General features: G+C 43.3%; 16 protein-coding genes. 3 read left to right on the forward strand and 13 right to left on the reverse strand.

Going from position 1 to position 25984, the window contains the following annotated elements:
- Positions 1-4: 4 nt before the first annotated feature.
- Positions 5-1210: a GAF domain-containing sensor histidine kinase gene (locus tag BCL90_RS00455; protein ID WP_121282005.1), complete on the reverse strand. Its 1206-nt coding sequence runs from the start codon at positions 1208-1210 to the stop codon at positions 5-7.
- A gap of 2488 nt (positions 1211-3698) precedes the next feature.
- Here BCL90_RS00455 and BCL90_RS00470 point away from each other — a divergent pair.
- From BCL90_RS00470 to BCL90_RS00480, 3 genes are read left to right on the forward strand one after another with little or no spacing between them, the layout of a single operon-like run.
- Positions 3699-5090: a TolC family protein gene (locus tag BCL90_RS00470; RefSeq protein WP_121282008.1), complete on the forward strand. Its 1392-nt coding sequence runs from the start codon at positions 3699-3701 to the stop codon at positions 5088-5090.
- A 7-nt stretch (positions 5091-5097) separates the two neighbouring features.
- On the forward strand, positions 5098-8319 hold the full coding sequence (locus tag BCL90_RS00475; protein ID WP_121282009.1) for an efflux RND transporter permease subunit: 3222 nt from the start codon (positions 5098-5100) through the stop codon (positions 8317-8319).
- A gap of 13 nt (positions 8320-8332) precedes the next feature.
- Positions 8333-9412: an efflux RND transporter periplasmic adaptor subunit gene (locus tag BCL90_RS00480; RefSeq protein ID WP_121282010.1), complete on the forward strand. Its 1080-nt coding sequence runs from the start codon at positions 8333-8335 to the stop codon at positions 9410-9412.
- Positions 9413-10310: 898 nt separating this feature from the next.
- On the opposite strand, the gene BCL90_RS00485 is transcribed toward BCL90_RS00480, so the two are convergent.
- From BCL90_RS00485 to BCL90_RS00530, 12 genes are read right to left on the reverse strand one after another with little or no spacing between them, the layout of a single operon-like run.
- Positions 10311-11954 carry a contractile injection system tape measure protein gene (locus tag BCL90_RS00485; RefSeq protein ID WP_121282011.1) on the reverse strand — a complete coding sequence of 548 codons (1644 nt, stop codon included), beginning with the start codon at positions 11952-11954 and terminating at the stop codon, positions 10311-10313.
- Between the two features lies 1 nt (position 11955).
- Positions 11956-13332 (reverse strand): hypothetical protein, encoded by a 1377-nt coding sequence (locus BCL90_RS00490; RefSeq protein WP_121282012.1) that lies wholly within the window; start codon positions 13330-13332, stop codon positions 11956-11958.
- A complete protein-coding gene (locus BCL90_RS00495; protein WP_121282013.1) occupies positions 13329-15734 on the reverse strand; it encodes a hypothetical protein in 2406 nt (801 codons plus the stop codon). Before BCL90_RS00495 ends, BCL90_RS00490 begins: the two co-directional genes overlap by 4 nt.
- A 23-nt stretch (positions 15735-15757) precedes the next feature.
- Positions 15758-17815 carry a tail fiber domain-containing protein gene (locus BCL90_RS00500; RefSeq protein ID WP_121282014.1) on the reverse strand — a complete coding sequence of 686 codons (2058 nt, stop codon included), beginning with the start codon at positions 17813-17815 and terminating at the stop codon, positions 15758-15760.
- Positions 17816-17844: 29 nt separating this feature from the next.
- A complete protein-coding gene (locus BCL90_RS00505; RefSeq protein WP_121282015.1) occupies positions 17845-21837 on the reverse strand; it encodes a baseplate J/gp47 family protein in 3993 nt (1330 codons plus the stop codon).
- A gap of 1 nt (position 21838) precedes the next feature.
- Positions 21839-22261: a hypothetical protein gene (locus tag BCL90_RS00510; protein WP_121282016.1), complete on the reverse strand. Its 423-nt coding sequence runs from the start codon at positions 22259-22261 to the stop codon at positions 21839-21841.
- Between the two features lie 23 nt (positions 22262-22284).
- A complete protein-coding gene (locus BCL90_RS00515; protein WP_121282017.1) occupies positions 22285-22692 on the reverse strand; it encodes a GPW/gp25 family protein in 408 nt (135 codons plus the stop codon).
- A 25-nt stretch (positions 22693-22717) separates the two neighbouring features.
- Positions 22718-22879, reverse strand: coding sequence for a hypothetical protein (locus tag BCL90_RS25500; RefSeq protein ID WP_166792135.1), 162 nt, complete (start codon positions 22877-22879; stop codon positions 22718-22720).
- Positions 22880-22887: 8 nt separating this feature from the next.
- On the reverse strand, positions 22888-24540 hold the full coding sequence (locus BCL90_RS00520; RefSeq protein ID WP_121282018.1) for a phage baseplate assembly protein V: 1653 nt from the start codon (positions 24538-24540) through the stop codon (positions 22888-22890).
- Positions 24537-25313: a CIS tube protein gene (locus BCL90_RS00525; RefSeq protein WP_121282019.1), complete on the reverse strand. Its 777-nt coding sequence runs from the start codon at positions 25311-25313 to the stop codon at positions 24537-24539. Before BCL90_RS00525 ends, BCL90_RS00520 begins: the two co-directional genes overlap by 4 nt.
- Before the next feature lie 2 nt (positions 25314-25315).
- Positions 25316-25474: a DUF5908 family protein gene (locus tag BCL90_RS25505; protein WP_166792136.1), complete on the reverse strand. Its 159-nt coding sequence runs from the start codon at positions 25472-25474 to the stop codon at positions 25316-25318.
- Between the two features lies 1 nt (position 25475).
- Positions 25476-25982 (reverse strand): phage tail protein, encoded by a 507-nt coding sequence (locus BCL90_RS00530; protein ID WP_121282020.1) that lies wholly within the window; start codon positions 25980-25982, stop codon positions 25476-25478.
- Positions 25983-25984: the final 2 nt, after the last annotated feature.

Below are 25984 nucleotides of genomic sequence, written 5' to 3' on the forward strand. Positions count from 1 at the left end.
AAAATTACAAATTGCTTTGGGGAAGTTCAATGCGAAAGATTGTTCCCTTGCCTTTTTCAGAGGTGATAAACATTTCACCATGCATTTTATCGATTAAGTGTTTTACTAATGATAAGCCAAATCCATAACCTTTTTCACCTCCGGTTCCTTGTTTTGTACCCATGCCTCCCGTTAGAATTTCTACAATTTCGTCTTCGCTTATTCCGACTCCGCTGTCTGCAACTAAGATTTGTAAAATATTTGCTTCCTGCTTCACCAATAAGTCAAGTTCTACAGTTATTGTACCACCGGCTGGGGTAAATTTCACCGCATTTGAAATCAGGTTTCCATTAATCTGCAGTAGCTTGTTTTTCGAAAATATAATATTTTTTTTATCCGGGTTAATAGTGATTTTAAGATTGATTTTTTTGTAGGCTGCCTGTGGTCCGTAAAGCTCCAGAAGTTTGGCGCGAAAGCTACTGAGGTCAAACTCATTGATGCCTGGAGCTTTCACTTCATTATGATCAGAAAGTATTTCGTCGGCAAGATCCAAAAGTGATTTACTTCCGTTATGGATCAATTTGATAAACTCAATTACCTGATCTAAATTGGCATTTTTTCCTTGCTCAGTAATAATTTCAGATAAACCTATTATACCTGCGATTGGTCCGCGAATGTCATGAGCAACTTTTTTGTTTGATTCACCGGCATCTTTTAATTTGTTTTGCAGCGACTCCATGGTCTGATAGGTTTTTATCCTGTTCATGATCTCTACAGCAATGATCTTCAGTAGCTCAATCTTCTCCGGGCTCAACATTTTCAGTTTGGTATCCAACACACAAAGCGCACCGATGTTTAACCCATCATTATCCTTAAGCGGTACCCCAAAATAATAGCGAAGCGACAACGGTTCTCCAACATAAAAGTTTTTATTGAACCGGTCATCTGCCGAAAGATCGGGTACTTCGAACTGATCGGCCTGCGTAATCGTGTATTGGCATACCGATTCTTCCCGGGTCATCTGATGTAAATCAAGGCCGTGCCTGGCTACCGTCCACTGTGTATAAGCATCGATGAGGTTAATCAATGAAATTTCTGTGCCAGCTACTTTAGCGGCTAGATGGGTAAGGTCTTTGAAGCTTTCAGACAGACTTCCGTAATCAATATCGAGATCGGACAATTTTAAAAGCCTTTCGGTTTCATTATATGGTACAGGATAATTTTCAGACATTTTTTTGTTTCTACTATGAATAACCGTTTGCTTCTACACAGGCATACTATTTTCCTATCAAAAATATACCGAAGATACGATTTTGACGATAAAAATTCAGGTACACAACTTATATGTTTCTTAATTATATTCTTGCGGGCAGTAATGCGAGAATATTTAACAGGGGATATCTTACGGGGCCTAAAGGCCATGCTTCCGAAAAGAAATTATCATTGCATCTGCATCGAATTCTCCTTTCGACTATCATTAGCGCTGTGTGTCTCAGCTGAAATTAATCCCCAACTTTTTTACTTGATCCGATTAGATGATTTGAACATTAGTGGGGGGATCTTCAGTAGTTGCAGACATTAGTAATATGGAAGCGGTGATCTAGGAACTGTAAGCTGTTGCGGTGAAATGGAAGTCGCTTTTGACAAGTTTGATGCTAGCGTATTGGCTTTAAGGCAGGTTATTTCACTGAAAATTTTATACAACAGGCAAAAGATCTCAGTGAGAAAGGAGTCTATGCCACACCTTGCACCATAGAGGCATCTACAGTTACAACTTTCGGGCAATTTTTAAAGCGGAAACTTCTACCTTTGCTTTAACATTTGCCTGAAAACATTATTTGCCATCCAATTCAAAATATCTATTTGTGTTGGCATTTAAATAAGTTTCCGCTGGCTCGATATCGAATTAAAATTAATCGTCAAATTTTGAAATACTTTAAGATAATTATTTTCTGTTTTCTCATAGCCTCAGTTTTTAGCTTGGGTGGTGTGTTTGTTCTGCAATCCACCGGTTTGATTGGTAAAGCAGATTCAGATTTTAAAAACCTACCCTACAGTATCGCTATTGGTATTAATCTCTGTTTTTTTCTTGGAAGCTTCACCATTTTACTGAATCTTCTGGAACATATTAGAACTAACATCCTATATAAGGCGCTAAGTTTTTTTCTGCTACCGTGCATATTTGTATTGTTTTTATTATTGGCAATGTGGGATCAGCCTTGGCCAGGCGTGCTATTTTGCGTTCCTTACCTTATTGTCTTATTTATCTTTTTTGTTCGTTCAAAAAACAAGACATAAGGAATTGTAAAAATTGAAATCGATTTTGAGTATTTGCAGATGCAGCTCCTATTTGCACCAAATACTTTCATGATTTTGTAGGCATTGTAGTATCAGTTTTAAGCAGCAATTCAATACTATAATCCCATGGCAGACGGGTATACGTATCATTTTGTGCGTTCGTTAGTTACTCCGTAATGCATACGCATTGGTATGGCCATCTTTTTTCGGTCTATAATAGTCACTGTATTTCGCTGGAAAGTGGCACTCGGCTCATTTAAGTAGTTTTAACCTTCTGAAAAGTAAGTATGGGCACTAGTGGTCGGCTCGCCTGGAGAAACCGAATTCAAAAAAAGCACATATCGTTCGGTGAATTGCTGTAGAGTCATGCTTCAATAGGTGATAACTTTTATGAGCATTGTGAGGCAGTTTTGAATTTTGAGAAGATATTAAGGAATAAGGTTGATGGCCAGTACAGGAAAAAGAAAGACTATAGAAATAATAAATAGTAAATTTGGAAATTATCTTTACTAAATGGCTGTAGGGCGCCCGTTGAATGGCTAAATTAATTCCGTAATTAAAGTCAGTAATTTTCGATAATTAAACCTGGGGCCATCTGTTGTATCAATCCCGAATGTTTAATTGATGAAAATGCATTTGTTGTTACATCTGCAATTTCCAAACTTAAGCCAGATACCTAATATGTATAATCGACCATTAGGGTAGATAGAATAGTTGATCTATTCAGGATAGATAAGCTTTGTATTTTTGACATAATGGTAAACTTTGTGGTAAATTGTTTAACATCCTATCAGTCTACCCACAGTAGCCTAATATTTGTTGATGTTTGTAACAGTTTTGTTGCCGTTTATTCTCTCGTCTTTTTAGATTAATACGGATTTTAGCGCTAATATATTTAGGTTGTTAAATTTGAAGGATTTGAAAATTAAGCAGGTGCCAAATTGCTCTATAATCGGAGTTGTTTTGCTGTACCTGGTTATCTCTTTGGGTAACATCTTTTTTTTATCCAACCTATCCCTTTTGGAGTCCGCCCGGGGAATAAAATCAGCCGCCCATCACAATGGCAGCTTTTCTCCGCTTGCAAAGGATTCAAAAATTACCCGACAATTTAAGTGTGTCTTTGATGAGCGGAAGAAAACCGTGCTTCCCGTTCTGGAAGCGGTTATCATCGGGATTATTTTGTTTTTGGGGCTTTCGCTTTTAGCTACAAGCCTTAACAGGTATTTTCTTGAGATCAGATACAGGATTGCCGGATCAGTCCCAATTTATATTTCCAACCAGGTCTTTCGGATCTGAGATTTATCTCCGTTTTCTTTGTTGACAGGTCACTTCGTATGATGAAGTGAAGACGGCCGGTTAGTCACCGTGTTCCTGTCCTCTACGTCCGTTAAATCTTTTTCCTTAAATTTTAATTTAAAGACATGATCCGTATTAAACAGATTTTCTGTTTGTTCCCACTTTTATATTTGGGGCTGGAAAGCCATGCCCAAACCTCCCCAAAACCCATCGGAATCGTCGATGTGATAGATCACGTGACCGCTTTTTCTCCCTCCCTGGCCGCTGACTCGGCGGCGGTAGACATCCTTGCCTCCCGGTTAAAAGAGACTGCGGCGAATGCCCTTCCAAACCTGAAGCTTAACTATCAGGCAGATATGGGCTCAAACAATAACGTGGCAGGGCCTTATATGGCTTTTGGTATCGTTCCCTCCAATTCCAGGGGCGTTAGGACCGAAAGCAATACCAAGGCCGCACTTACTAATCTGGGTATTGTTTCCCTTGATTGGGAGGTGTATAATTTTGGTGCCTACAAGGCCCAGAATGCGGTAGCCAAATCAGAACTTGTCACTGAGCGTTCCAGGTTTGCCCAGCGGCGGTATCAAACCAGGGCCATTGCTATTGATGATTACCTGAGCCTTCTGAAGCTCCAGGATATGCTATCTATTCAGCAGCAAAATATTAGTCGTAATGAGCAGATCAACCGATCGATTCTTTCCCTGGCCAGAAGCGGTGTACGCCCGGGCGTGGATACCAGTATCGCTGGTGCCGAACTCTCCAAATCAAGGCTGAACTACATCGAAATGGACAATACCTATAAACAGGTTCAGCTGGACATTGCAGCAATCAGCGGGCTGAATCCGGAACGTATTGTTGCCGATAGTACAATCCTCGACCGGCTAAAATCGCTTGAGGTAAACCTATCGGTAAACCTGACCGACAGTTCAAGCCATCCACTGCTTGATTTTTACAAAAGCAATTACCTCAGCAGCGTTGAGAAGGAAAATTTGGTCAGAAAAGCCTATAACCCAAAGGTAAGCCTGCAGGCTGCGGCCTGGTCAAGGGGATCAAGCATTGATGCCAATGACAATTTCAACAGTCTCTCGAACGGCTTGGAATGGCAACGCGAAAACTACCTGGTGGGTGTAGGGATCAGCTATAACCTGTTTGATCTGCGCAGGCGCCAGCTGAAGCTCAGGACCCAAAAGGCCAGCAGTAACTTTTACTTAAAGGAACTGGAGCAGGAGCGGCTAACGTTATCAAATGCCGCCCTTCAGGCGGGCCTGGAAATCAGTACTGCGCATAAGAGACTTGATGAAATACCAAACCAGTTAAAGGCCGCCGCCGCAGGGTACCGCCAAAAGCTCTCCCTTTACAAAAACGGGCTGACCGATATCATTGAGCTCAATGCAGCCCTGACCATCCTCTACCGCGCAGAAACTGATTTTGTTAACGCAAAGTACCTGTACGTACGGGCGCTTTTTCAAAAGGCTATTGCCACCAATCAAGTAGATTCCCTGTTAAACGCATTAAAATAATAAAGATATGTCAATGGTTACCTCGGCCCTGAAAAAGCCGGTTACAACAGTGGTGATCACCGCGAGTTTACTGCTCTTTGCAGTGCTCAGTGCGCTGAAGATCCCAATAGATATTTTTCCCCAGCTTAATTCTCCAACTATATATGTTATCGAATCCTATGGTGGGATGTCCCCCCAGCAAATGGAGGGGTTTTTCTCTACCCGTCTGCAGGATCAATTCCTTTACGTAAATGGCGTTAAGAATATTACCGCTAAGAACATCCAGGGACTTACCATGCTAAAGCTGAGTTTTTACGAGAGTACCAACATGGCTGAGGCATCTGCCCAGGTTGCCTTGCAGGTAAACCGGGCCATGAAGTTCTTCCCGCCAGGCGCTTTGCCCCCGCAGGTGGTACGCTTTGATGCCTCTTCACTGCCTGTGGGCCAGCTTGTACTCTCGGCCAAATCCAGGAGCCTGAAAGAAATCTATGACATGGCCGCAACGCGAATCAGACCCATGTTTTCGTCCGTTGCCGGACTTTCAGCGCCACCGCCATTCGGTGCCAATTCCCGATCCATAACAATAAGTGTAGATCCCAGCAAGCTAAGGAGCTATAACCTGACTCCGGACGAGGTGGTAGGCGCCCTATCAAAATTCAATGTCATGTCGCCTTCGGGAAACCTTCGACTGGACAATACTATGATGGTAACTTCTATGAACTCCCTGGTAAAAACGGTCGATGAATTCAATAACATCCCCATAGCCACAAAAAACGGCGTTTCGATATTGGTAAGGGATGTGGCTAGAGTTGCCGATGCAGCGGATGTTACGGTAGATTATGCGCTGATCAATGGCAAACGGTCGGTTTATATTCCGGTAGTTAAAACCGCAGACGCATCGACCTGGTCGGTGGTGAAATCCTTAAAGGCCAAAATCCCGGAAATGCAGAGCCTCTTGCCGGACGATGTCCACATCTCCTATGAATTTGACCAGTCGGTGGCCGTTATCAATTCGGTAAAAAGTTTGATCACTGAAGGTGGCCTGGGTGCTCTGTTAACAGGTCTCATGGTATTATTATTCCTGCGTGATTTGCGAAGCAGCCTTATCGTGGTTATTACCATTCCGGTATCGATTTTAGTTGGCGTGCTTTTATTGGGCATGTTTGGTCAAACTATAAATATCATGACCTTGAGCGGCCTGGCGCTTGCAATCGGAATCCTGGTCGATCAGGCAACGGTGACGATAGAAAATATCCACCAGCACCTGGAAATGGGTAAGCCCAAACGCGAGGCCATTTATGATGCCTGTGAAGAAATAGCATTCCCGCTGCTGCTCATCCTGCTGTGTATACTAGCCGTTTTTGCACCATCCTTTATGATGAACGGGATACCGAAGGCGATGTTTTTGCCTCTATCCCTGTCCATTGGTTTTACCATGATTGTCTCCTTCATCGTAGCCCAAACATTGGTCCCGATTTTATCCAACTGGATGATCAAAGAGGAACGTTATCAGCACTATGACCATGGCAAGATACATGCCCATGCAGGAGAGGCGCTGGACGAAAGGGAAGGAGAGCAGGTAGAAAAACATCTGCAAAATGAAAAGGATGAACCGGAAAAAAATGATTTCTTTGAAAGGGTGAAAGTGCGGTTTATGGCAATCATCGAGAGGTGGATGCCGATGAAAAAAGGGATTGTTGGAATTTATTTGGTCTCCGTTGTTGTTCTTGCCGGGCTAGGCTTTGTTTTTATTGGAAAGGACATGATGCCAAAGCTCAATAACGGACAATTTCAGATCCGGATCAAAGCGCCTGATGGCACCAGGTTAGAGCGCACCGAAGAGAAGTTCAGGCAAGTCCTTTCCATCATCAACCAAACGGTCGATAACCATGTCGCAATCAGTTCGGGCTACGTGGGGCTGATCCCCAGCAGTTACGGAACGAGTAACCTGTATATCTTCAATACCGGTACCCATGAGGCCGTGCTGCAGGTAAACCTGGATGAAGATTACAAAGTAAATATGGATGAGCTGAAAGATGCGCTGAGAAAGAACATAGCGTATAAACTTCCAGATCTGCGAATCACCTTTGAGCCGATTGACATGACCGAAAAGATTATGAGCCAGGGTGCCGCAACACCGATTGAGATTAGGGTAGCGGGAAAAGATATGGGCCAGATCGAATCTTACTCTAATAGGGTTTTAGCAAAACTTAAAAAAATAGATTATCTCCGTGATATTCAGATTGTTCAACCCCTGCACATTCCGGTGGTTTCCATTACCCTTGATCGGCTTAAGGCGGCTCAGTTTGGGCTGAACGTAGTGGATATTGCCAGGTCTGTTACCGCAAGTACCTCATCAAGCCGCTTTACCGAGAAGAACCAGTGGCTGGATGAAAAAACGGCCTATACCTATCAGGTACAGGTACAGGTTCCCGAATATGTGATGAACACGATGGACGAACTCAAGGAAATTCCTTTAGTTAAAGGGCAAAGCAGTCCCGTACTTGGTGATATTGCAACATTTAATACCAGTTATGTTCCGGGAGAATACGACCGTTCAGGTCCGAGGCGCTTTTTGACTGTGAGCGCGAATATTTATAAAAAGGACCTTGGAACGGCAGCGGCTGATGTGGAAAAGGCGCTAAAGTCTGTAGGTACTCCGCCTAAGGGGTTGACTGCGGAAGTGAAAGGAATGTCAAGCCTGTTGACCGAAACGCTCTCTTCACTCCAAGGCGGACTTGCTTTTGCAATATTGGTCATTTTCCTGTTGCTTGCAGCTAATTACCAATCTTTCAAGCTTTCGCTGACTGTGCTTTCGACTGTTCCGGCAGTAATCTTAGGCTCACTGACTGCGTTATTGCTGACAGGTTCAACACTTAATCTTCAGAGTTATATGGGGATGATCATGTCTACCGGTGTTTCGGTTGCCAATGCGATACTAATCGTCACCAACGCCGAAAAACTCAGACTGGAGTATAAGGATTCAACCCGCGCTGCTATAGTGAGTGCCGGGATCCGTTTAAGGCCGATCCTGATGACCAGCTTTGCAATGATAGCAGGGATGATTCCGATGGCGTCAGGGATGGGCGAATCCGGTGAACAGACCGCACCGCTCGGCAGGGCCGTTATCGGGGGACTCTTCTTTTCAACCCTGGCCGCGCTCTTCATCCTTCCGCAGGTCTTCGCCTGGGTACAGAAAAAAAGTAGTCTGAAAGAACCCAACCTAATGCCTGGAAAAACAAGAATTTAAAAAGATAAACAACATGAAAACCAGATTCATTCCCATTATAATAATTATTAGTTCTCTCGCCGCCTGTGGCGGAAATAAGAAGCCTGTGGACATCAGTCCGGAAAAAAACGGCAAGGAAGCAAAATATGAAACCGCAAAAGTCGAAGAACAGGCACTTTCGAGTTTTACCCGTATCCCCGGGGTGCTCAAGCCTTTCAATCAGGTAAACATTTTTCCAAAGGCCAACGGCTTTGTGAAAGCGATACTGGTCGACTTAGGGTCGAAAGTTACCAAAGGTCAGCTGCTAATGACACTTGAGGCTCCGGAGCTCGAATCACAACTACAATCGGCAAATTCCCGTTACCTGCAGGCACGTGAGACCGCATCGGCGAGCAGCGAGAAATACAGGCGGCTAAAAGAAGCCGCAAAGGAAGAAGGTTCAGTATCTCCCCTCGAGCTTGATAATGCACTTTCCAGGATGAGAGGAGATAAGGCCATAGCTGAGGCCGAAAGGTCAAATGTTTCCTCAGTACGTACCATGCAGGACTACTTAAAAGTCTACGCGCCTTTTAACGGGGTCATTGTTGACCGAAATGTTTCACCAGGGGCTTTGGTATCAGCAGGGAAATCTTCTGATCTCCCTATGCTGGTATTGCAGGACCTGACCCAGATGAGGCTTGAAGTGTCTATACCAGAAGATTATGTAGACAAGGTGGACCTAAGCCAGATGGTCAAGTTCCGCTTCAATGCGCTGCCGGGAGAAGAGCACCAGGCAAAGATTAGCCGTTCTGCAAATTCATTGGGCAGTATGCGCCAGGAAATTGTGGAGGTTGACGTGGCCAATAAAGACAACCGTTTAAAGGCCGGTATGTATGCCGAGGTTGAAATCCCGCTTAAATCCGGTGCCACTTCGCTTCTTGTGCCTAATTCCGCTATAGTCCGGTCTACAGAACGAAAATATGTAGTGGAAGTTGAAAACGGTAAAGCTAAACTCGTTGACATCAAGGAAGGGATGAAGGGAACAGATATGACCGAAATTTTCGGTGCAATCAAAGCAGGAGCAGAGATCGTCTCGCCCGCTAATGATGAGATCAAAAGCGGTCAGGCGCTTTAATAATTTGTCGGGCGGAGCGAAATCCGCCCGGCAAATCTTTTTATTAGTCAGATAAGAAAGGAAAATATGAAAGATCTGGAATTCAACCATGAATTTAAAATCGGGGGGAACACATTTGCATAGATGTCCCAAAAGAAAAGTGTAACCAGGTCTATATTGAGGGAGAGCTGGTTGGAACGGTCTGGGAATACGAAAAAAGGGAATTTCACAAAATACCTGAGTCTGTCCGCCCACAGTATGATTGTTTTTGACAGAGTTTATAATCATTACCTGCAGTTCGCCAAATTCACACAAAACAACATCAATTTTGTATGCAGGCTTGAAGAAAAATGCAGTTTATGAGGTTTTGGAAGGAACCTTTTCGCAAATGCTGCCCGAAAAACAATCGGGTGCGCTCAAAGAGGAACACATTCATTAACAGTACAAGGAAGAAAAATAGAAAATTACTGTGTTTGAGAAAAGTAACCTATTGGGATGAAAAGGAGAGGGCCTACGAGTTTATTACAGCCCATATCTACAAATTACGCTGGGGCATAGAATTACTAGGGTCTGGACGTGCCAGCTTTATTCTGCGTTTTGTTGGTGTTGTAGCCTATTAGCTTTGGTTTAATCATGTAAGGTTGTAGCATACCTCTGGAATAAAAGCCTTTACTGGTTTAACTTATTATGTTTTTGATAATTTTATTCCTATTTAAAAGATTATCTTCTATTTATACAGTTCTTTTTTTATCCTGGCCTCAATATAAGAAAGTAGTATTTCTTTAATGTCTTTTTCAAACACTCTGGTAATATTTTTCTCGGTTCTGCCAAAATAGGTTTTAAGCCAGATGTCTATCATTCGCGCAAGCCACTCCCATCTCATAGGTTAAAAATGAGGCATTTTTTCCGATAATGAAGTTTAGATTGAGAGCCATTCTACAAAAATTAATTTTTCCATCCAGGGAAACTTTATCACAGCTACCGTCCAGGGAAGTTTATCCAAAATAACGTCATAAGTTTCCCTTTTTGCTTGTAATAACCACTGTCCATCCCGTGCACTAAGGATACCTTCGCGCTGTAGGTATGCCTGCCGCAAACCATCTTCTGAGAGGGTTTTCCATAAAGGGACATTATTGATCGCTGCCCGTAGCATATGATCGGCAGCGTCTTTTTCATCCTGCGTAAGCACTACATGTATGTTTATCGGTTCAAAAATATCTATCCCCGTCAACAATTTATTCAATAAGAACGATGGTTCAAATACGTCCATATTGTTTCCGTAGGCAAGGTATTGCAGTAAAAAACAAGCTTTTACTGCTGCAGCTGCATCTATAAATCCATCATTATCCGTAAGTGCCAGGGCATTAAAAAAACGAGGCAGGAATGGCCAGAGCAACACCAGGCCGGCGTTTTTAATGTATAATTTTTCGATTTCGCTAAAAGTGCTGTTAGTAAGCCATTTATCCAGATCGGTTTTTTTTAGTGGGGTTTTATCCTGTACGGCTAGTTGATTGGCGCTGTCAGCATTATTTTTAGGGGCTTCTTCGTTGCCTGTTTTCCTGGCACTAGACAATCCATCAGATGATCTTTCATCTGTATGGCTAGCTTTTTCAATACCAAACAGATCCCTGATATTATTAAAATGCTGCTGCAATTCATAAATCCTGTTTAGGGATATTCCTTCTTTAAAAGTGGCAGGGGCAAACACCTGTAATAGCTTATTTAATATCCATAATTGTTCCTGGTAGTAAGAAAGTAACTCTTGTCTACCTGCAGTTTTGCCTGCATACGCTTCAAACCCGCTTTTGGAATCAAGCAATAACCTGATCAAACGAGGAGTTTCTTTGCCTTTTGACCAGGGTGTGAGCAGCGTTAAGGTTAACAGATCGATCCACCATATTTGGCGGAAGGCAGTTGAAGTTAAAGCGCTTTTATACGCTTGGTAAATACGCTGCTGCGCAACCTCAGCGTTAGCATCCCTAACTGCCGGATCGTTAGACGTGGCTATTGCTGCTATCTCCCGCAGCAATTGATCGCCGGCATTATAAACCGATCGCTTAATAGCGGCAGGTTCTGCAAACAAAACACGCAATAAACGAATGGGTTCGTATTTCTCCTCTCTAATAACGTTGCGAAGCGCCTGTATAAAAAGCGCAGGCGTACCATCTTTCACCCACCAAGGGAATGTTCCAGTCTCCAGAAAACAAGCCACCAGCACGCTGTCAGTTTGGTTTTTAGTTGTTACCGTTGCACCTTCAATATCAAAGGCACTTATACCGCTACTTGATGTTTTTTTTATAAAGGTGGCTATTTCCTGCTCAAAACGATCTTCAAAAAGTTCTTCAAGTGTATCAATAGTGAGCACGCCGAGGTCAATCTCAAGTAAAGGGATCTGCGTGGTGCTGCCCGGCAAATCCATCCGATCTAAATATTTCTCTATCAAGGGTATGATTCGCTGCTGAAATAAGCGTGAAACCCGCTCCTGTACGGCACGTGCGTCCAACTGCTCATTGATAGCAAGATCTATCACCTGTTTCATGATGATATGCTGTTGGCGCTGCATTTTAGGCTATGGTAACGGTTACAGGTGGCAAAAACTCAGTAAATCCGGTGGTGGATTTTTTAGCTGACACATAAAAAGCGGTGGTATCCTCAACCAGCCCTGCCGATAATATCAGTATTTTTTTATCCTCAATATCCATTGTATCTATTACAAACTCGCTGCTTACCCAATTGTCCATACCTGCATCCACGTTGTAATGATCGGCAATAAAATCACCGCCTATCCGTGTATTCCCTATCCCCAGGTTACGATGATAAAAAACAGGCTCGCCAACGGGCTTATTTCCTTCTTGCTGATACAACTGGTAAATAATACCGCGTTGTGCACCGTTTAACTGTATGGAGATGTTCTTATCTTCCGGATCTTCACTGGTAAGCACTGTTAACTTAATTTTAGGATCAGGTTTTACCGGTATGATTACGCTTTTCTTTAAATACGTACCATTAGGCAAGCTTCCTGTTTTTCGGGCAATAACGCCGATCACCACATCTTCGGTAAGTATGCCGGTTACAGGCAGGTCAAGATCACCATCGGTACCCTTATATTTGTTACCCATCAGGGTCTCCGTTTCGGGAGGCCCGACCCCATCCATATCTACAAGAAATAACTGATAAGTTACCGAGCTTTGTGTGTTTGATAACCTGATAAAAGCCCGTCCGAGATGATCAATAGCGGGCCTAGCGTTGTTACTATCTTTTGCGAGCCATAAAGCCGGCAAGTCAAGATTAGGTTTTACTTGTATCGTGATCTGCATATCAAGTGTCCCCGATGATCCGGTATTAGGATCATGTACCGCTACCGATAATACAGTATCCTCTTTTAAACCATCCGTTGTTTCAATAGACAGGTCTCCCTTCTCATACAATACTTTTGCGCTAAGCGGGACATTATGGTCCCTTTTAAGGCATATATAATATTCGGCTCCTGCTTGCGGTTCTTTTATGGTTAAGGCAGTCTTCTCGTTAAAATTAAGCAGCGTTTTTGAGGCAATTACCTCCAGGCCCGTATTTACGCCAACTTTAATATTAACTACCTTGTACAGCACTTTGGTTAAAGGCGCCCTGCGACTATAACGTTTAGTGGCAACTACTTTAAAAGCATGAGATTCGCCGGTTAGCGGGATAGTATCAAGCGAAATAGCTCGCCTTGAATCATTTTTATATACCTCGCTGTAAGGAGTATCGCCTTCAAACACCTGGTAGGTAACATCAGGCTGGGGATGGCTTACTATAACGGTACCCGGCCTATTAAAATAAACCATTTCAATGGGCGTGCTTGTGGGAAGGTCGGCCAGCGGATATGTGGTGCCGCGAGACTCCAGCAACATATCAAGTAAAGTATTGCGTGCAGCCCTCAAAAGGTGGTCTTCGTTCTTCATATCTGGTTTTTTTGTGCAGCTAATCTGTTAAGAAACAGCCAGTAGGCATCTTCAAAGCGTTTGAGTTCAGCACGATTCATCCATTGGATGTATACGGTAAGATGAGCCGGCGTTTCTTCGCGGATAGTGGTTTCAATAAATTCACGAAAATTACCGGTGAAACGTTCGTTATCATTAGGGAATACAAATGTCAACTGGAAAGAATAGGGATCTTTCACCATTGATTTGTCCTGGAACACAAAAATGGTGGAATCAAAATCCCTTCGGACCCAACTAAGTGGTGATTCGTTGTTTTTAATGCGCTTTATATTGATATTAACATCAAAGTCGGCCTTGATACGAAAGTTATGTTCAAACACCATCGAAACTTCGTAGGGTGTTTTTACTCCATTATCGTTCAAAAGTATAATATCCCCATTTTGCAAGCCATGAGCGTCGCAACCGCAGATCATCATGCCATCATTAGTCTTAATAAAACTGCTGAAGTACCTGGTTTCGGTATAACTATCAATAGCGGCACGGTCGGCTTTACCGGGCCGCAATAAAATATGCTCCACCATGTGGAAGCCGTCATCATTTTTATCCGCCAGACGTTTACGTGTATAGTTTTCTATACCCAATTTTGCGGCAATCCTTTTTTCGAGTCCTGAAATATTCTGGTTTCCCCATCCCTCGGTGGTATGATCAAATCCTTTTCCTCGCTCGGCGCCAAGTACAGGATAATTCTGAAGGAATTTAAGCTTGGTTTTAACCAGCATTTCCTTATAAGCGTTATGGCGTTCCTTTTCGCGTGTAATGATGTTTTGGTCGCCGGCAATAGAGGTTAATGTTTCACGATCATTCAACCAAAGCGAATAATCTGTTAAATTCTCGCTAAACCTCGTTAAATGGTGATCCAAAAAACGATTCTTTCGATCTAATGCCAATTCCTCGTTTTCGGTCATGGCAGCCAGGCTTTCGATGTAGTCGTTTTTTAGCAGTTCATCAATATCAGGAACCACTTCAATAAGCGATTGGCTAAAATAAGTACGGGCCTCATCGTTATAAAAAGAGAACAGATCTTTAATATTGCCAACTTGCGCAAAATAATTTGCCAGCAGTTGCTCAAAAAACAGAAGATAGGCCTTTAACTGTTTGGCCTGTGCTTTTCGATGTTCGGGCACCGAATCGGGCAAGCCGGTGCTCCCTATACCATAGACCTGCGGAAAATGGTGCTGGATAGAAAAATAGTTGCCAATATCTCTTGGCTCCCGCTTTTCAGGGATAATATCCAACTCATGCATCGCCGGAAACCTTGCGGTATCAGATTTTTGCAGTTGGTTAAAATAAGCAAATACTAGTTCAGGATTTATTTTGAGTAACTGGCCGTTTTTTTTAAATTTCAGGCCATTTTTAAGGCTGCCAACTGCATCAAGAGTGGGTGCACGGCTATTATCAAGCAGCAGTACCCAGTTATTTGGCAATTCAATATCGGTATTCATCAAAACATCGGTAATTACGCGAACTCCGGGTTCGGCCATTACCTCACGAATAACATCTGATGCAAACAGTTTATTAAGACGTTTAAACTTGTCGAGTTCTGCATCATCTATAAACCCGTGCTGTAGTGTTGGCCCGTCTATAATTTCATCTATCCGCATGCCTTTGTCCTGCATTTCCTGCAGTGTATAAAAAGAGATAGATGGAGATAACCAACGGGCTACCCGGTACAAAATATTCGCCGCCAATACATTAGCATCGCCTGCATCTGCTACCTCAACCGTTCCGGTAATGGTTACAGGCTCTTCTTCTAAAACGATTAATTCTTCAAAATCCTCGCACAAGTTACGGCAGCTTTGTAACCGATGCCATACGCGCGCCCGCAGGTCAGCATTGGACGCTTCCGGATCAGCTTTGGTAACAAATACCCGGTAAAGCCCGCGTATATTTATCAGTTCGCGATCGGGCAGGTCTTCGTCCTTGGCAAGGGTTTCACGGTCTCTCAGCGATAGTGTTTTGTCTTTGCGATCAAAATAAATTTCAGGGGAAGATCGTTCTACTTTTTCTATCCAGGCATTTTTTACCCCGGTTATATCCAGCAGTACTTTACGGAAATCGTTTAGCGTTACCGGACCGCTGCTTAATATGGTAGCAGGGCTAAAAAGGCTTTTGTAGGTGCCGTTATCAGGCTGCGCAAGCAAGTCACTTGTGTCAAAACTTATCCGGTAACTCAGATCGGTAAGCGCGTAACAAAGCTGATCCAGTATGGTAATACCCGGATCATGGATGTTATGGTCGGTCCATGTTTTGCCGGCCAATTGTTGCAGGTAGCCTATGCCTTGCTCTCGCAGGGCATTAAAATCGAGTGCGGGATGCTGGTGCGGTTGATTGCTAATGGTAACCGGACTTTGTAGTTGCTGCATATTTGGTTTTAAACTATCGTAAATTAATCAACCATTACCATCTTCTTATCAAGCGATGCTTTCCACGCTAACAGCACATCTATTTTTTTAGAAAGCTCCTGGGTTGCGCTAAGGTTCAGCGTAAACAGGTGGTTATAATTAACACGCCTAAAATCAGATACTTGTTTGCCAAATACCAGCACATCTTTAAAATCATTTGCATTACCTGTTACCCGGAAGCTCTTTTCGTCAACAACAGCCACGGCACATTCTGTGTCACCATGCGGAAGAATCAGCCTAACCAGATCTCCGTTAACAAGGCGATGTGGTTCGGCCATAATAAGCAGCATTTCATCGCCCATCGCTGTAATTTTAACGGGTGCTGCAAATATATCGGCCACAAAAGATGTGTCTTGTGATATTGCTTCGGGAATAAATTCTTCAACCTCCTGGGCTATTATCCCTTTCCTGCGCTCGCTCGTTCCCTTACCAAGGTAATCATAATCTTTTATGCGAAGCCTGTTAAGCAGGGCCAGGTCTGTCTCTCCATCAACAGACAGGATGTTTCTTTTTATGCGCACGTCAGAAGACTCCTTAAAGGATCCAGCGCCTTTAAAATCTCCTTTTAAATAAAGATTGCCCTCGTGGTTTATGTAAGCCATAACTTTGGGCGTAGTAGTTCCTGCCGGCATATTTTCAAACTTAAACCCTCCGACACCAAGACCTCCGTGATTTACAAAGTGCGTTTGCCCAGAGAATCCTTCTCTGTTCCAGGTAATATAACAACCTTGCTTCTTGATAAAATCTGTTGTGCCCACCCCGCTAATATGGACCACTCCACCTACTGAAAGTCTGGCATTTTCATCACGACTATCGTCTTTACCTAAGCATACATTGCCATCTACCTTTAGTGATTTCTTTACTGTTACTAAGCCAGTTTCCCAATGTATATTCAGGTATTCCGTATATACCCTGGGATTCGAGTCTTTGTTACCGAAATCGCCAACACTAAAACTTCCATAATTGTCAACTCCCATTCTAACTGACCTGGTAATGCCGCCCTGGTTTCGGCCAAAGATCAATTGTCCCGAAGATCCATCTATACTATCATCGCCTATTTGCAGCACATTACAACCGCTAATGGTTAAAGGATTATCGGTTCCTAAGCCAACAGTGCCGTTTTTGCCGATGATCATATTTGGTCGGCCAGATGCCGCCTGTTCACCGGCCTTATTGTTGAAGAATTTGATTGGTGCATTTACAGTGGCAAATTTCATGTACATGCCATCAATAGTTGAATAAATGCCAGGATCTTTGGTGTCGCCTCCCAAGGCTCCATCACCCCACTTTATTACCCCGCCTTTTACTTTAAGTCCGTCATTAACACTAACGGTGCCAGTCACATCCAGTTTGCCGCTTATTGCCGTATCACCTTTCACTTTAAGGCCGTTATTAACACTAACGGTGCCATTCACATCCAGTTTACCGCTTATTGTCGTATCACCCTTGACTTCTAATAATCCGTTAACCTCTAAACCTTTTTTTACAGATATTCTACCCCCATGTTCAATGGTAAGCCGTTCTTCATGAGCCCGATTACCTGTGTGTCCCAAATCATAGATACATAAATGGCAATCATCGGTTACACCAATTTTAAATGCGCGGTTGCGGTTTGTATCTACTAGTCTTGCAATCACCAGTTGTCCGTTGCTATTTGTAACTGTATCATCGCCCACTTGCAGCATGCCAGGCTCGGCAGATCTCACAGCGTTAATGCCGCCAATATTTACAGCACCGGTCTTTTCATCAATAAATAGCCGGCTTGTTCCGTCGCCTGTGGCAATATTAAATCCCGGGTTGGCACCTGGTTTTCGGTTAATTTTCCAGTTGGGTGTTGGCCAGGATTCGAAGCTCTCATAAAAGGCCAGTAATTCCTGTGTTGCGCCGCCGGCCTTTACGCTCAGCGGATCGCCCAAACTTTTCCGTACACCATCATCGGCCAGGTTAATAGCCGATTCAATTACGTTTGCAAAATCATCCTGCGTCGGGATCTTGTTTGTTTGGAAACGAGCCTTTAGTTCAGCTCTGCTTTTTATTGCCATTATGATTGCGTTTAAAGGTTTATAATATTTTAACTTATCTTAAGGTCTACATCAACAGCCATGTATCCTATTCCTTCTGTAGATGTTTCCAAAAATTCTTCATCGGTAAGTACGCGGATCTCATGTGAGTCTGCAGATACCAGTATTACATTAGGATCAACAATGGAGACATCTCCTTCAGTTTCTTTATTCAACACGTCGCGGAATGTTACCCCGTCTACGCTTTGCAGCAGTTTAATAGTGCTCACATGGTCGATATAAGGCTTTTCGGCTATAAAATTAACGATCACGTTGTGATAGATGCTTCCGCCGATAACGATCTCTGCCTGTTCATCATATGCCCAGGGAGCAAGGAATTTTTTAAGCTCCTCGTCCAGCTTTTCAAGACAGTAAGCTTCCAGATATCCATATTTTATACGTACAGCTGTGCGTACCCTTAATTGAACATAGGTTGGGTTTTTTACAGTTACTGTTACAAATGGCGGAATGCGTGCGTCCAGGTAGTTGCTGATACGCAACAAGGCATCGGCCGGTAGCTTAGGCTGAAAACTATTGAACAATTGCCGTCCCTGTATACTCGGGATCACGATCACATCAACACCGCCGGTGTCTTGCATAGTGCCCGAAAAATTACCGGGCAAGCACTTCACTTTGTATATTTCAGGAAACTCCTCCAGCACCAGGCGTTCATAATCCCACATCGTAAGCGCACGGTTCTTGTGCCTTAGCCGTTCACTCACGCGCGAATAATATAACGGAACGGTTTCGCCAGGCTTGCCATACATAGATGCAAAGGGTTGTGCCAGCGTTTTTACACCGGGAAGCCTATCCATGGCGGATGTTATACTCATTGGCTTCAATGGTTCTGCCAGGTGATCGGCAGCATTATTATTGTTGATAAATACGACGCTAAGGCCCTGTGCCATCACGTCTGCCAGATTAGGGATGGAGGCAGTACCATTGTTAACTGTTGCACGCAGCCAATAAAGACTGTCAGCCATTAGCGTGTTATTATTACTTAAACCAGCCGGAATAACCAGTTCCAGCAAACCTGTATTTAATAGCCCGTTAGTGCTATCGCTTAGTATAGCCTGCCTGGGGAAATGTATCCATTGGTTATTATCAAGGTAACTCCATTGCACATTAGGTCGTTGCACGTCGGGGTCGCCGCTACCGGCAGTCAGTTGGAACAAGAGCGATAGATTTTGGCCGTAGCCCAAACCGGTAAGCCCCAGGTACAGTTCGCCCTGATCATCAAAACGAGGCATAAAAGTATTTTCTGTCGGTTTGGCATAGCCAAAGGGGCTGATATGAAAAAAGCTCCCTGTATCATCTAAGTGTTCAAAATTGATATTCACCGATGTTTTATAGCCTGCGGTTAGTTGCTTTAATATGGGCACGTAGGGCGGGTTTAACACCAGTTCTTTATATTCGGTATAGTTAAGTGCTTGCCTGGTAACCAGTGTGGGATAAGCCAACTGTTTGAAATCATTTTTTAGTTCCAATACAAAATAACGTTTCCAGTTAATCACCTCATCCCTGCTGTTTAACTGGTTCGCATCCAGATCCCTTGCACTGGCTTTGAGCCAATTTACAGGTGTAGTTATTTTGTTTTCGAGAGTCGCGTTAGTTTTATTAAATAAAGTAATCTTCTTTGACTCAAGTGGCAGGTCATGATCAATCATGGTAAGGTCGGTCAAAAAAAACTCGTTGCCGGTAACCTGTGTGTTCAAGCCGCCCATATCGTTCTTAATTATATCCCAATAGGCGCTGTAATATTTCTTAAAACTTTCCGGGGCATCCATCCAGTTGAATTTGAGCGTAAGGGAATTAATCATCTTTCCCGCTATCTCGGGATGAGAAAAATAAAATCGGTTGCCCGAACGCGGATAGGCACCAAATGGCATGAAAGGCTTTTTAGGATTGTATTCAGTATATTCGTTTTGAATACTCAGTGACTTGATATCGTTTACGTCTACATCCAGCCGGATGTTGGCTATTGTTAGCCCGTGAAATTTTTGATACCAGCTATTAAAGCCATTAGCCAGGGTACTTTGCTCGTCGCGATTATTTAGCATAAAGGCCAGTACAGGCTCATCATGCTGTAATTTGATGGTATTGTCGTCCGGTCCGGGTGCCAATATCTCGGGGTCGGTCTCGGATAGCTCAAACCGTACGTGGATCACATTGAGATATAGTTCGGTACGGGTGTATCGTCTGGTAAAGGGCTGACCCGGCATTTTGGCCTTCATAGTAGCGCGGGCACGCTTAGGGTCGATAACTTTATCTATCCTATATACCGATCCATCCTGCATGATGATATGCTCCCCTATACCCGATGCAAAAAAGATCTCTGTTGCCGAACTAAGTATCCCGTCCTTTATCGATATTCCCAGTTGTTCCCCTTCGGATTCAGGTAGTAAAAAATCACCGAAAGACATTGCCTTTTCGGTTAGTTTTTTCCAGCCCTTACCAGTGCTTATGTAAAAAAGGAAGGGCGGGGGCAGCGTACCGCGCTGGTTGATCGCATTTGCCAGTTGTACGGTTTTAAGCCTGTCGGTAGCATTGAAGGCGATATACACATCAATATTCCTTACACCTTCGCGCATTAAAAGCCTTGGCGATGCAATGGCCATACCCAGCGATACCGGTTTATTGTTACCGTTACCTGGGTGGGGGCTGGTTACACCAAAGGTTTTGAAATGCTGAACTTGTGCGCTTGCTCCCGGTATGGCTTTTACGTCATCCACAGCAACAATATCTTTCCATTCCGTTTCTTGCGGCACAGCCAAAGCAAGGTCTTTCCTTTTGGATCTTGCCGTTTCCAGCAACACGTAGATCTCTCTCCATCTTAGGTCTGTGATCTCTTTTGCGCTCAGACTTTTTACCATGTCGGTAAATTGTGGTACCGAAAGCATTAACTTGCCGGTAACATACGCAACGGCCAGCGCTTTTTGGGGTGTATTATCTTTTGCTTCTGCCTGATCAAACAAATCATTCAGCGTCTCTGTATCAATCTGGTTATTATTTAGGTCCGGTAGATGGCCATCGTTATCTCCCAGTGCTATTTGCAGCAAACCGAGCAGATCTGGTGGCCTTTCTGTAGCTTGTTGCCGGTTCCTGATCATCAGGCGACGGTAAGCTTTTTCTAGCGTTTGATATATACATTCCCAGTCTGGCTCTTCTTTTTTTTTCGGATCCGCAGACCGGACAATTTTGTTAAGTTCTGCATCTAACAGTAAATATTTTAAAGCAGTAGCAGTAAGGTTATCACCTGAAAGCTCCGGATCGAATGTATCGTATCCTAAAGCCATATTCATGATTTCTTTAAAAATCTGTAGCCGGTTGGTATTATTTTGGCGTTTTTCGCGAAGCCCAATCACTTTTTTATCAACAAAAAGCGATCTTATATTTTTGACAGCCGCCTGGCTGATCATGGTGTCTTTTTCTGTTTGATATATCAGATCTTTTCCTTCACTGTCTTTTCCTGCCATTAACTGCGTACCTTTTGGCACCAACAGTTTCTCCATATCGGCAGTAAGTTGAACAATAATATTCGCAACATCGGGTACGGGCTTTTTTTTATCCATACCCAAAAGCTCTTCATAATAAAGATCCAGGTGTTTCTTCGTAAAATCGTTCACCTGTAGTTTAATATTGTCGAGCAGTTTTAAAAATGTAACAAATAGAGCCAGGTGGGGGCTTGAAAATGGAGTTCCCTGGTGCGAAAGCGAAAGATCATAGGTGCCTTCTGCGTAATTTATCAGCCCGGCAAGCCATTTTTGCTGACCGATACTGTCTAATACCCCGCCATTTAAAAAACCACTCCAATCACCGGTTGCTTTGTTCTCTTCATTGTAAAAGTTAAGATATTTGGCAAAGCTGGTGGCAAATTCAAGCAGATCGCGTAGGGTACGCTCCTCTATGTTGATACTGTTGGGATCGGGTGCGGCAATAATGCGCTGCGACTGGCTGGTGCCATCGCGGTAAACAAGTTTTCTTGGATTTAACCCTCCGATCATGTTAATCTATTGTTATTTTAAAATTGGTGGTTATAAAATGTCCTTTGCCGGGATAAGATGGCTGGGGATCAGGCGCTGATGTCTTTGGATCTACGGCCGGCTGTTGTACCTGAAATTTTGCAATAAAATAGCGGCCTTTTAATATTATCTTTTTTGCCGAATCGGTTGTTATTAGAGACAGCTGATCCGGGCCTAGTTTCGCTATTTTAATGGTACCTGTGCCGGGTGTATCAAATGGTGGTGCCACATAATTACATCCGGCTACTACTACGCTGGCCTCGTCTCCTTCAACACATATTTTTTTGCCACCTGCCACGCTTTTGCCCGAGCCTGTTATAGTACCCGGGGCAACCGTTACAAAGGCCGCCATAAAAACTGGCTCGAACTGTACATGGTCGCCATCAATAAGGGGGTGATCAGCCATAGGTTAAGGTGTTTTAAGGCAGATCATTTAGATGCCTCGTTAATGTAAAAAGGATAAACCATATTGTACCTGTTATTGGTAGACATAATGACGTATTCGACCGAGATAAGTAACAGCCCCATTTCATCATCATCCTGGGTAACATCAACCTGCTCCACTATTATCCGTGGTTCGTTCAATAATATCGCATCTGAAACAGTTGCGGCGAGCGAATTGATAAGCCCCTGCCCAATCTCGGCAAACTGGTAGCGTGAAAGGTCGCAGCCATAATTGGGAAACATTACCCTTTCATTCATGGCAGTGGTAAGTAATATACCAAGGCTTTGTTTAATATCTTCCTCGCCGGCAACCATTTCTATACCGGCACCACCAGCAAAAAACTCGGGTGGAAAACTCCAACCCTGGCCAAGAAATGCATTTTTATTCTCCATGATATACTGATGGGGCCATTAATAGTTAGGCGACGGTTTCTATCGGTCCTGTATTTTTCATTTGTGTTTGTACCTGTTCCTGGATATTAGCAACCAGTTCAAAAACAGACACATAGCTTTGATTTCCAAGTGCTTCTAAAATCTGGTTAATTTCCTTTAAACTGAGCGTTAATTTAACTTCGTTCATAATAATTATTATTTAAATTCTATTTTATTTCCTTCAATTTTTACGGTCTTCCCTTTGATGCTTACATCGCCTTTGGCTTCAATAACCAGGTTTTCGGCAGCATTAATCACAACTCCGTCACTATTTAGCGTTATATTATTGCCATTTACATCGTTTATTTCGATGGCTTTTCTGCCTTCGCTAATTATAATATAGCTTTTATCAGAAGCTGAAATAGTTATCTGCTGTGCGTCATCATTAAATAGCAACATTAGCCCTGTTTTGCTCAAAAATCCTTTCCTGGCATTCGTATCATCCCATTCAACGGGTGCCGTATTTTTAGATCCGTAAAGCGAACCCAGTATTACCGGGTACCGGGGGTCGTCGTTAATAAACCCAAGCACAACCTCGTCATCTTTTTCAGGCCAAAAAAATGTACCCCGTTTATGGCCTGCATCCAAGGTAGCCATACGCGCCCAAACAACTTTGTCTGCGCCGGCAACACCAAACATCCGCACTTTTACCCGGGCCCGTTCAGAAGCGTCGAGTTCAATAGCCTCTACAATAGCCGTTTGCAGGCCGTTTATGCCCGGTAACAAGCCGGATGCCGGTAACGCAGTAAGTGGTGTGGTACCCGATAACCAATCGGCCCCCAGCCCAAATTGTAAATGGGTGAACCATCCGTTCTCGGTAACTTCGTGTCGTATGCCTGTAATCATGGTAACCCCTGCGAATTTTAACCCCATCCCTTCCAGGTTGATGTTGTCCATTAAATTCAAGCTGGTTATTCCATCTACCTTAAAGCTCCCTTTTAACATGGAGAGCCTTGTTCTCAGCATCCTTGCTTCCCCCCAGGCATTTTCCTCTTCAGCGCTAAGCGGCACTAAAGCTAATAGCTGCTCCGGTTTGTCTCCCGATATTTTTTTTATGCCCGCTGCCTTTAATGTACCCTGCGTTAAATCGAACGACGGGATATCTGATTTACCCACCACGCTATGGTTTGTATCGTTCCAGGTATTTGTTTGTATGCCAGCGTATTGATTACTAATATCAAGTTTCAGATCAAGATCGTAAATTACATCCACACCTAACTTAAAAGTCTTTACAGAAGGGGTAGACAGTTTTGGAGCACGTGCCGAAATGCTTCCGTTTACTGCCGTTACCAAAAGTCCGTTTACATCGGCCCTGCTTAGCAACATATCCCAATTGGTACAATGGTACTGCACAATACTTTCATGCTTAAATTTAGTTTCATCAACTTTACCCTTACCTATTCGGCTATTAAAAATAAGTTTTGCTATTAACTCGCTATCTTTTATATTTTTAAAAACATCGCTTTGCTTTATGGTTGTCATCCTGATGGCCTCATCGCTCATCTCTACCGTAAGTAAACTATTTCCCTGGTCATACCTAAGCGATTGTGTAATCACCAATCCCTTAAAAATTACTTTTTCTTTTTCAGATTGGCCTTCTTCCCTTATGCTAATGCTAATTTTTTTACCCGGGTCAAAAAAATCTCCGTCGCTAATGCTGTATTCCAGTTTTGAGTAATCACCGTCTATAAGTACCATTTCTGCATACGATATGCGGTTTACTTCGTTCGATACCGAAATACTTAACAGATTATACCCGGCGGGCATAGCCTTGTTATCGCTGGTTATGGTATAAGTTATACTACTCATAGTTGTTGCTCGATCGGCGGAAAATAAAGTTCCTGGCCCGGCACTAGGTTTCTAAAATCGACCAATTTATTTGCCTTTGCCACTTCGAGGTAATAATGTCCCGACCCATAAATTTCATGGCAAAGCAAGGGCAAGGTATCATGCGATCTTACGATCCGCTTATGGGTTAGATCGGGCGAGCTTTTATTTTCCCGTTTAATCCGTTCTGCTTCATCGGTCTCACCAAAAAAAAGGGCATCTACTTCTGCTCTTAGCGGGTCTCCCCCCTTATCAAAAAGCGTATAGGTAATTTTATAACTTTTCAGCCTGCATTTATACACCAATGTACCCCATTCAATCCTAAGAAACCGCGGCTGGTGCACTTCTCCATCCATTTCCGAGGTTAGGGCCATGAATTTTCTGATGCGTTGCGATACTGTTTCGCTTTTAGACCAGGGCCTTCTTAATTCAAATACCGGATCAAAATAAGTACCACTTAAAGGTAGGCTAAACTCTGTAACGCCCGTTCCGTCAAATATTAGCTTGAGCGATAACGTTGAAGGTTTACTTAACGTATATTTTGCATTGCGGCCTGTGGTGTTGATCCCCTGATGCCCGCCGTAAACGTTCTCATATGTAAGCGAGTATGATTCCGGGTTAAACATCACCTCAATCTTTTGCTCACCCCTGTCATGAAAATTAATTCTTGGGTAACTGAAAATGGTCAGTTTCTCAAGCTTCCAGTATACCTTTTTAACAACCGAGTTGTTTTTAATCTTATCGAATATTCCCATCGTTACCTGTTTTTATTTTTAGCAATGATCTTAAGGACTTCTTTTACACACTCCTGAATGATTTGCGCCTTATCTATAGCATTGCTTCCACCTTCTGCTGTATTGGCGTCGGTATTTACTACAGTAGCTTTTATTACCAGCTCTCTAATTTCTACAGCCATATTAAATAATATCTATTACCGGGATTTTAGGTGGTTCGAACGCGAATGGAAGAGGCAATGAGGTAAAGCTGGTGTATGATAGTTCGATGCTTTCTATCATCACCCTGTCAGACTCGGCATCCATATCAGAAATTGACCATTTGATAGGAACTGCTTTTAAAAACAGCTTATGCATTACGTGTTCACCAGCCTCGTTAAAAAGTATGATCAACACATTAGACGGATTGAAGCTAAAGCTCGAAAGCGCCATATTAACAGTAAGGCCCAAAGGCGATAAACTTGTAACCATGCCGCGATGGAGGACCAAATTACTGTAATTAACACGCTTCGGAACACGGTGCTGGGACAGGTTTTGGCCACCTTCATATATCGTTTCCATCTCTATCTCGGCCTGCATGCCTGAAACGCGCTGAAAGCGAAAATCTAATACGGAAGGTGCAAAACCTGTCTCAAGAAAATACACACCAAACCGGTGACTTAATGCGAGGTTTGAAGAAAATATGCCCATGT

This window comes from Pedobacter alluvionis (genome assembly GCF_003664035.1).
GTDB classification, from domain to species: Bacteria; Bacteroidota; Bacteroidia; order Sphingobacteriales; family Sphingobacteriaceae; genus Pedobacter; species Pedobacter alluvionis.

Coding starts and splice junctions, on each gene's coding strand:
- BCL90_RS25505 (WP_166792136.1), bottom strand. CDS start 25,474: ATGGCTGTAGAAATTAGAGAGCTGGTAATAAAAGCTACTGTAGTAAAT.
- BCL90_RS00455 (WP_121282005.1), bottom strand. CDS start 1,210: ATGTCTGAAAATTATCCTGTACCATATAATGAAACCGAAAGGCTTTTA.
- BCL90_RS00485 (WP_121282011.1), bottom strand. CDS start 11,954: ATGCAGCGCCAACAGCATATCATCATGAAACAGGTGATAGATCTTGCT.
- BCL90_RS00525 (WP_121282019.1), bottom strand. CDS start 25,313: ATGGGAATATTCGATAAGATTAAAAACAACTCGGTTGTTAAAAAGGTA.
- BCL90_RS00520 (WP_121282018.1), bottom strand. CDS start 24,540: ATGAGTAGTATAACTTATACCATAACCAGCGATAACAAGGCTATGCCC.
- BCL90_RS00480 (WP_121282010.1), top strand. CDS start 8,333: ATGAAAACCAGATTCATTCCCATTATAATAATTATTAGTTCTCTCGCC.
- BCL90_RS00490 (WP_121282012.1), bottom strand. CDS start 13,332: ATGAAGAACGAAGACCACCTTTTGAGGGCTGCACGCAATACTTTACTT.
- BCL90_RS00505 (WP_121282015.1), bottom strand. CDS start 21,837: ATGATCGGAGGGTTAAATCCAAGAAAACTTGTTTACCGCGATGGCACC.
- BCL90_RS00500 (WP_121282014.1), bottom strand. CDS start 17,815: ATGGCAATAAAAAGCAGAGCTGAACTAAAGGCTCGTTTCCAAACAAAC.
- BCL90_RS00475 (WP_121282009.1), top strand. CDS start 5,098: ATGTCAATGGTTACCTCGGCCCTGAAAAAGCCGGTTACAACAGTGGTG.
- BCL90_RS00470 (WP_121282008.1), top strand. CDS start 3,699: ATGATCCGTATTAAACAGATTTTCTGTTTGTTCCCACTTTTATATTTG.
- BCL90_RS00495 (WP_121282013.1), bottom strand. CDS start 15,734: ATGCAGCAACTACAAAGTCCGGTTACCATTAGCAATCAACCGCACCAG.
- BCL90_RS00510 (WP_121282016.1), bottom strand. CDS start 22,261: ATGGCTGATCACCCCCTTATTGATGGCGACCATGTACAGTTCGAGCCA.
- BCL90_RS25500 (WP_166792135.1), bottom strand. CDS start 22,879: ATGAACGAAGTTAAATTAACGCTCAGTTTAAAGGAAATTAACCAGATT.
- BCL90_RS00515 (WP_121282017.1), bottom strand. CDS start 22,692: ATGGAGAATAAAAATGCATTTCTTGGCCAGGGTTGGAGTTTTCCACCC.
- BCL90_RS00530 (WP_121282020.1), bottom strand. CDS start 25,982: ATGGGCATATTTTCTTCAAACCTCGCATTAAGTCACCGGTTTGGTGTG.